The sequence below is a fragment of the Variovorax sp. P1_H12_2 genome (genome assembly GCF_056405335.1).
Genome location: NZ_JBFUCI010000303.1, coordinates 1 through 7,963 on the forward strand (window position 1 = coordinate 1; position 7,963 = coordinate 7,963).

The following is a 7,963-nucleotide window of genomic DNA, read 5'->3' on the forward strand; positions in this document are numbered from 1 at the left end:
GCGGCGCACGTCGGCCATGCGCTCGCCGTCGCGCGCGAACATCTCCACGTAAGCCAGCATGTGATGGCCGAAGCTCACCGGCTGGGCCACCTGCAGGTGGGTGAAGCCCGGCAGGATCACCTCGACGTTCTTCTCGGCCAGCGCCAGCAGCGACTTCTGCAGGTCGGTCAGCAGGCCGCCGATCAGGTCGATCTCGCCGCGCAGCCACAGGCGCACGTCGGTGGCCACCTGGTCGTTGCGGCTGCGGCCGGTGTGCAGCCGCTTGCCGGCATCGCCCACCAGCTGCGTGAGCCGGGCCTCGATGTTCAGGTGCACGTCCTCGAGGTCGAGCTTCCAGTCGAATGCGCCCGATTCGATTTCCTCGCGAATCTGCTTCATCCCACCCTGGATGGCGGCGTGGTCCTGCGCGCCGATGATCCCCTGGGCTGCGAGCATCCCGGCATGCGCCAGCGAACCTTCGATGTCCGCCTGCCACAGCCGCTTGTCGAAGAACACGCTGGCCGTGTAGCGTTTCACGAGGTCGCTCATCGGTTCGGAGAACAGGGCGGACCAGGCTTCGGATTTCTTGTCGAGTTGGTTTTGGGTCATGGGAACCGATCAGGGGAGGCAATAATGGGTTTGACACCCATTGTTTCTGCGATGCGCAACCTGTCGATTTTATCGGCCCCCCTTTCGGCGTCGCCGGCGACGCCTTCAACTTCGCCCTTGCAGCGCAGGGGGCGGGTGTCGGCGCGTCCCGGCAGGCCGCTGTTCGACGCCTGCCAGATCGGTGTCGTGCTGCGCGCCGTGCTGTTCGTCGAAGTGGTGGTCGCGGTGGCCACGATGTTCCTGGCGCCGACGCTGTCCGAATGGCTGCTGCTGGCCGCAACCGTCACCGGCGGGGCCTTGCCCGCCACGCTGGTCTGGCTGCTGGCCACCTGTGGGCTGAAGCGGCTGCTGGCACGGCTGCCGGCCCCGGCGCAGTACGCAACGGGGGCCCTGCTCGGTGCGCTGTCGGCCCTCTATGGCTGCGGCCTGCTGCGGCTGACCGCCGTGGTCGGCGCGGCGCCCTGGCTGGCCAGCGCCCTGGCCGGCGTCCTGTTTTCGGGGCTGATGATGGCGGCGCTGGTGCTGCGGGCGCGCGGCCAGACCCCGGCGGCCACCACGGCGCGGCTCGAGGAACTGCAGTCGCGCATCCGGCCGCACTTCCTGTTCAACACCCTCAACAGCGCGATCGCCCTGGTGCGCCAGGAGCCGGCCAAGGCCGAGGCCATGCTGGAAGACCTGAGCGAGCTGTTCCGCCAGGCGCTGGCCGATCCGGGCGAATCGGTCACGTTGGCGGACGAGATCGCGCTGGCCGAGCGCTATCTGGCGATCGAGCAGGTGCGCTTCGGCGACCGGCTGCGGATTCGCTGGGACATCGATCCGGCCGCCGACGACGCCCGATTGCCGCCCCTCCTGCTGCAGCCGCTGGTGGAGAATGCGGTCAAGCACGGCGTCGAGCCGAGCCCGGACGGCGCCCGCCTGCGTATCCGAACCGAGCGTCGCGGTGGCATGGTGTTGATCGAGGTGGTCAACAGCCTGCCGCCGCTGCGCTGGGCCGATGCGCCGCTGCCCCGCGGCCATGGCATCGCGCTGGCGAATGTGCGCGACCGCCTGCGGCTGCTGCACGACATGCAGGCGCAGTTCAGCGCCGGCATGGACGAGAAGAGCTACCGCGTACGCATCGCCATTCCTGCCGAGTCATGAGCATGAATCCTCTTCGCACCCTGATCGTCGACGATGAAGCGCTGGCGCGCTCGCGCCTGCGCGCCCTGCTGGCCGATTGCCGTTCGCCGGCCGCGGAGGTGGTGGCCGAGGCGGCGCACGGCGAGGGCGCCCTCAAGCAGCTCGCCAACGCGCGCTACGACCTGGTGCTGCTGGACGTCCACATGCCCGGCCTCGACGGCCTCGAACTGGCCCGCAGGCTGCGCCATCACGAGGCTGCGCCGGCCGTGGTGTTCGTCACCGCCTATGCGGCCCACGCGGTCACGGCCTTCGAACTCGAGGCGGTCGACTACCTGACCAAGCCGGTGCGGGCCGAACGCCTTCAGCAGGCCCTGCAGAAGGCCGAGCGCTATCTGAAGGAGCGGCGCGTGCCGGTCCCGGAACCGCAGGACGCGCTGCTGATCCAGGACCGCGGCCGCACCGAGAGGGTCCCGCTGTCGGAGGTCCTCTATCTGAAGTCCGAGCTCAAGTACCTCACGGTGCGCACCGCATCGCGCAGCCACATCTTCGACGGCTCCCTGTCCGAGCTGGAGGAACGCTATCCGGCGAAGTTCGTCCGGGTGCACCGCAACGCGCTGGTGGCGCGCTCGGCCATTCGTGCCCTCGAGAAATACGACGACGGCGAAGACGCCGAAGGCTGGGCGCTGCGGCTCGACGGCATCCCCGAACCGGTGGTGGTGTCGCGCCGCCAGCTGTCGACCGTGCGCGAAGCGCTCAAGGACGCACGGTKAACGATGTGGTCGAGCCGGGGGCAGACGCCGCGGTCGAGCCGTCGCAGGAGCCCGAACGCATGCTGCTGCACATGCCGGTCGACGTGCGCAGCGCGTCGCTGCTGGTGCTGGCGGTGCTGGCCAGCGTGTTCGCGCTGCGCTGGGCGGCGGCGGTCTTCATCCCGCTCATGGTGAGCCTGATGCTGACCTATGCGCTGGCGCCGCTGGTCGATCGTCTCGAACGCTGGAAGATCTCGCGCTGGGTCGGCGCGGCCGTGATCCTGCTCGGTATCGGCGGTGCCTTCGGCTGGACCGGCTATTCGCTCGCCGGCAGCGCCTCCGAGCTGGTCGATTCGCTGCCGGTGGCGGCGCAGAAGCTGCGCCTTGCGATGCGCACCAGCAGCCGCACCGCCGACACCAACACCCTCGACACGGTGCAGAAGGCTGCGGCGCAGCTCGAGCAGGCGGCCGAGGAGAATTCGGCCAAGGTGGCGGCGCGCAAGGGCGTGGCGCGGGTGATGATCGAGCGGCCCCCGTTCAACGTCCGCGACTACCTGTGGAGCGGCACGGTGGGGCTGATCGCCGCCGCCGGCCAGCTCACGCTGGTGGCCTTCCTGACCTTCTTCGCGCTGGCCTCGGGCGACACCTTTCGCCGCAAGCTGGTCAAGATCACGGGGCCCAGCTTGCAGAAGAAGAAGATCACGGTGCATGTGCTCGACGACATTACGGTGCATATCGAGCGCTACCTGCTGGTTCAGATCCTCACCAGCGCGCTGGTCGGCATCGCGACCGGCCTCGCGTTCTGGGGCATCGGGCTCGAGAACGCGGCCGTGTGGGGCATCGTGGCGGCGGTGACCAACCTGATCCCGTACATCGGCTCGCTGATCGTGATGTCGGCCGCGGCGCTGGTGGCTTTCCTGCAATTCAATGGCGTCGAGATGGCCCTGCTGGTGGGCGGTACTTCACTGCTGATCCATACCCTGGTCGGCAGTCTGCTGGTGCCCGTCCTCACGAGCAAGAGCAGCCGCATGAATCCGGTCGCGGTCTTCGTCGGCGTGATCTTCTGGGGCTGGCTGTGGGGAATCTGGGGCCTGCTGCTGGGCATTCCGATCACGATGGTCGTGAAGGCGGTCTGCGACCACGTGGAAGACCTGCAGTCGATCGGGGAGCTGCTGGGGGACTGATCCGATGGGCCCCCGCGCCGCGGCCCCATCGGGCCGTTAGCCGGTGTTGCGCAACCCCGCCGCCACCCCGTTGATCGACATGTGGATGCCCTTTTGCAGCCGCTCGTCGACCTGCCCCGCACGGTAGCGGCGCATCAGTTCGACCTGCAGGTGGTGCAGCGGGTCGATGTAGGGGAAGCGATGCCGGATCGAACGCTGCATGTCGGCGTTGCCCTCCAGGCGCTGCTTCGCGCCGGTGATTAGCGTCAGCGCCTCGGAGGTGCGGTGCCATTCCGCCTCGATCATCGAGAACACCTTCTGCCGCAGCTTCTTCTCGGCCACCAGCTCCGAGTAGCGCGAGGCCAGCGCCAGGTCGCTCTTGGCCAGCACCATGTCCATGTTCGACAGCAGTGTGCGAAAGAACGGCCACTGGGCGTACATGCGCTGCAGCAGCGCCTGGCGCTCCTTGCGTGCGGCCGGGTTGGCGGCTTGCGCGAGGAATCGCTCGATCGCCGAGCCGAAGCCGTACCAGCCGGKCAGTGTCAGGCGGCACTGGCCCCAGCTGAAGCTCCAGGGCACGGCGCGCAGGTCCTCGATGCTGCGGCTCGGGTTGCGCGAAGCCGGGCGCGAACCGATGTTGAGCTCGGCGATCTCCCGGATCGGCGTGGCGCTGAAGAAGTAGTCGCCGAAGCCCGGCGTCTCGTAGACCRGCGCGCGGTAGGCCGCCATGCTGGCCTCGGACAACTCGGCCGCTGCGGCGACGAAGGTGGCGGGTGCCGCCTTGGCGGGCGGCAGCAGCGTGGCCTCGAGCGTCGCGGCCACCAGCGTCTCGAGGTTGCGCCGGCCGATCTCGCTGTTGGCGTACTTGGAGCCGATCACCTCGCCCTGCTCGGTCAGGCGGATCTGGCCGCGCACGGTGCCCGGCGGCTGCGCCAGGATCGCCTGGTAGCTCGGACCGCCGCCGCGGCCCACGGTGCCGCCGCGGCCATGGAACATGCGCAGCCGGATCGGCGCTCCGCCGTCGGCGTTGAGGTCGTCGAACAGCGCCACCAGCGCCAGCCCGGCGCGGTACAGCTCCCAGTTGCTGGTGAAGATGCCGCCGTCCTTGTTGCTGTCGCTGTAGCCCAGCATCACGTCCTGCTCGGCGCCCGAGCGCCGCACCAGCGCATGGATGCCGGGCAGCGCATAGAAGGCGCGCACGATCGGCGCCGCGTTGCGCAAGTCCTCGATGGTCTCGAACAGCGGCACCACGATCAGGTCGCAGGTCGCGTTGTCGGCCAAGGTGCCTCGCAGCAGTCCCACTTCCTTCTGCAGCAGCAGCGCTTCGAGCAAGTCGCTCACGGTTTCGGTGTGACTGATGATGTAGTGGCGGATCGCAGCCGCGCCGAAGCGCGCGCGGGCGGTGCGTGCCGCCGCGAAGATCGCGAGCTCGCTGCGGGCGAGCGCCGAGTAGTCGGCGTCGGGCACGCGCAGGGGCCGGGCGTCGTCGAGCAGGCGCAGCAGCAGCGCCTGCTTGTCCTCTTCCGCCAGCGCCGCGTAGCCGGGCTCGATGCGCGCGGTGGCCAGCAGTTCGGCCACCACCGCCTCGTGCTTGTCGGAGCTCTGGCGCAGGTCGACGGTCGCCAGGTGGAAGCCGAACACTTCCACGGCACGGATCAGCGGATGCAGGCGCGGCGCGGCGAGCACGGTGCCGTGTTCGTCGGCCAGCGACTCCTCGATGGTGTGCAGGTCGGCCAGGAATTCCTCGGCCGTCGCATACGGGTTCTGCGGCGGCACCGCATGGCGCGCGGCCTCGCCGCCGGTCAACTCGCGCAGGGTGGCGGCCAGCCGCGAGTAGATGCCGGCCAGGGCCCGGCGATAGGGCTCGTCGACCCGGTGCTCGTTCCTGTCGGGCGAGCGCTCGGCCAGCGCCTGCATCTCGACCGACACGTCCACCAGCGTGGCCGACAGTGACAGCTCGCCGCCCAGGTAGTGGACTTCGGTGAGGTAATGGCGCAGCGCCAGTTCGCTCTGCCGGCGCAGCGCGTACTCCAGCGTTTCGGCGGTCACGTTCGGGTTGCCGTCGCGGTCGCCGCCGATCCACTGGCCCATGCGCAGGAAGGGCGCCACCGAGGGCACGCTGGCGCCRTGGGCCAGGGCCTTCTCGAGATCGGCATAGACCCGCGGGATTTCGCGCAGGAAGGTCGCCTCGTAATAGCTCAGCGCGTTCTCGATCTCGTCGGCCACCGTGAGCTTGGAGAAGCGCAGCAGGCGGGTCTGCCAGAGCTGCGTGACGCGCGTGCGCATCTGGCGCTCGTTGTCCGCGTACTCCAGCGGCGTCAGCGCATCCTTGCCACCGGCGAAGGCGCGCTGCCGCAGCGCGATCTCGTCGCGGGTGGCGAGCAACTGCGCGATGGCCCGCTCGGCGTCCAGGATGCTCTTGCGCTGGACCTCGGTCGGGTGCGCGGTGAGCACCGGCGAGACGTAGCTGTGGGCCAGCGACTCGACCACCGCTTCGGGCTTGATGCCGGCCTTGCGGATGCGCGCCAGCGCGGTCTCCAGGCTGCCCTCGGCGCTGTCGCCGGCGCGGTCGGCCTCGGTGCGGCGGCGGATCTGGTGCCGGTCCTCGGCCAGGTTGGCCAGGTGGCTGAAGTAGGTGAAGGCGCGGATCACGCTCACCGTCTCGGCCGCGCTCAGTCCCTTCAGCAGGTTCTTCAACGCCCGGTCCGCCGCATGGTCGGCATCGCGCCGGAAGGCCACCGACAGGGTGCGGATCTTCTCCACCAGCGCGTAGCTGTCGTCCCCCTCCTGTTCGCGGATCACGTCGCCGAGGATGCGGCCCAGGAGCCGGATGTCGGCGACCAGGGGCAGGTCTTCGTCACGGGTCCGGCGCTTCGCGGCAACCGGTGCGGGGCTCGTCTTCATTCGAAACTTCTCCTCGTGGACTGGGGACATGCCGACGTTGCTGCGGCGCAACATGCTAGCATCCCACGGGTCTCTCATTCATACGGAAAACGGTCTTGAGCAACATCGTGATCGCCACGCGCGAAAGCCGCCTGGCCATGTGGCAGGCCGAACACGTCCAGGCGCTGCTGCAAGAACAGGGCCACGCGGTGGAACTGCTCGGCATGACCACCCGCGGCGACCAGATCCTCGACCGCTCGCTCAGCAAGGTCGGCGGCAAGGGCCTGTTCGTCAAGGAACTCGAACTCGCGCTCGAGGAAGGACGCGCCGACATCGCGGTGCATTCGCTCAAGGATGTGCCGATGGACCTGCCCGAAGGTTTCGCGCTGGCCTGCGTACTCGAGCGCGAAGACCCGCGCGATGCGCTGGTGTCGCCGCGCCATGCCTCGCTCGCCGCGCTGCCGCAGGGAGCGGTGGTCGGCACTTCCAGCCTGCGCCGCGTCGTTCTGCTGCGCGCGTTGCGGCCCGATCTGCGCATCGAGCCCCTGCGCGGCAATCTCGACACCCGGCTGCGCAAGCTCGACGAGGGCCAGTACGACGCGATCGTGCTCGCCGCCGCCGGGCTCAAGCGGCTCGGTCTCGAGAGCCGCATTCGCGAGTGCTTCGAGCCCGACACGATGCTGCCCGCCGCCGGGCAGGGTGCGCTCGGCATCGAGGTCCGGTCCGACCGCGCCGACCTGTTCGCGTTGCTCGCGCCCCTGGCGAGCCGCGGCGACGGCCTCGCGACCGCCGCCGAACGGGCCGTCAGCCGCGCCCTCGGCGGCAGTTGTTCGATGCCGCTGGCCGCGCACGCGCGCTGGCAGGCCGACGGCCGCCTGCGCATCGACGCCGCCCTCGGCGATCCCGAAGGCGTGACGCCGCTGGTGCGCGTGCATCGGGTGGCCGATGCGGCCGATGCCGCACAAGCGGCGGCGCTGGGCGAAGCGGTGGCGCGCCTGCTCCGGACATGAAGCGTCGCCAGGCTTGCCCATGTTGTTGATCACACGGCCGGCCAGAGAGGCTGCGCGATGGGTGGACGACCTGCGTGCGGCGGGGCTGGAGGCCGTTGCGCTGCCATTGATCGCGATCGAGCCGCTCGAAGACCCGACGCAGCTCCACGCCGCCTGGCAGCGCCTTTCCGACTACCACGCGCTGATGTTCGTGAGCGCTGCCGCGGCCGAGCATTTCTTTCGCGGCATCGATGTCCGCGTGCCCGCGCAGGTGCGTTTCTGGGCCACCGGCCCCGGCACCACCCGCGGGCTGCGTGAGGCCGGGGTGCCGGCATCGGCGATCGACGCGCCGTCCGCCGATGCGGCGCAGTTCGATTCCGAAAGCCTGTGGGCTCTGGTCCGGACGCAGGTGGGTCCGGGCGTGCGGATCCTGATCGTGCGGGGCGGCGATGCCGCGGGACGGGCCACGGGG

Annotated in this window: 6 protein-coding genes and 1 pseudogene; 5 read left to right on the forward strand and 2 right to left on the reverse strand. The window is 69.7% G+C overall.

What is annotated here, in order from left to right:
* Positions 1-588 (reverse strand): lyase family protein (locus tag AC1D2K_RS24665; protein ID WP_478091714.1); only part of this gene is annotated, 588 nt, incomplete at its 3' end.
* 24 nt (positions 589-612) lie between these two features.
* Between AC1D2K_RS24665 and AC1D2K_RS24670 the strand changes: the two genes are divergently transcribed.
* The 3 genes and pseudogenes from AC1D2K_RS24670 to AC1D2K_RS24680 all read left to right on the forward strand — a co-directional run bounded on the left by AC1D2K_RS24670 (position 613) and on the right by AC1D2K_RS24680 (position 3,640).
* Positions 613-1,728: a sensor histidine kinase gene (locus AC1D2K_RS24670; protein WP_478091715.1), complete on the forward strand. Its 1,116-nt coding sequence runs from the start codon at positions 613-615 to the stop codon at positions 1,726-1,728.
* 2 nt (positions 1,729-1,730) lie between these two features.
* Positions 1,731-2,474 (forward strand): annotated as a pseudogene (locus tag AC1D2K_RS24675) (LytR/AlgR family response regulator transcription factor); the annotation flags it as partial.
* 8 nt (positions 2,475-2,482) lie between these two features.
* Entirely contained in the window at positions 2,483-3,640 is a 1,158-nt protein-coding gene (locus AC1D2K_RS24680; protein WP_478091716.1) for an AI-2E family transporter, read from the forward strand.
* Positions 3,641-3,676: 36 nt separating this feature from the next.
* Here the strand turns inward: AC1D2K_RS24680 and ppc are convergent, their stop codons facing one another.
* Positions 3,677-6,523: a phosphoenolpyruvate carboxylase gene (gene ppc / locus AC1D2K_RS24685; protein WP_478091717.1), complete on the reverse strand. Its 2,847-nt coding sequence runs from the start codon at positions 6,521-6,523 to the stop codon at positions 3,677-3,679.
* 95 nt (positions 6,524-6,618) lie between these two features.
* Here ppc and hemC point away from each other — a divergent pair, with 95 nt between their 5' ends.
* The gene (hemC, locus tag AC1D2K_RS24690) at positions 6,619-7,512 is read left to right on the forward strand and encodes a hydroxymethylbilane synthase (RefSeq protein WP_478091718.1); all 894 of its coding nucleotides are present in this window, start codon (positions 6,619-6,621) and stop codon (positions 7,510-7,512) included.
* Positions 7,513-7,573: 61 nt separating this feature from the next.
* On the forward strand, positions 7,574-7,963 hold a 390-nt coding region (locus AC1D2K_RS24695), incomplete at its 3' end, for a uroporphyrinogen-III synthase (RefSeq protein WP_478091720.1).

Excerpts from the sequence above, each read along its gene's own strand:
- AC1D2K_RS24670 (WP_478091715.1), top strand. The coding sequence starts at position 613 with ATGGGTTTGACACCCATTGTTTCTGCGATGCGCAACCTGTCGATTTTA.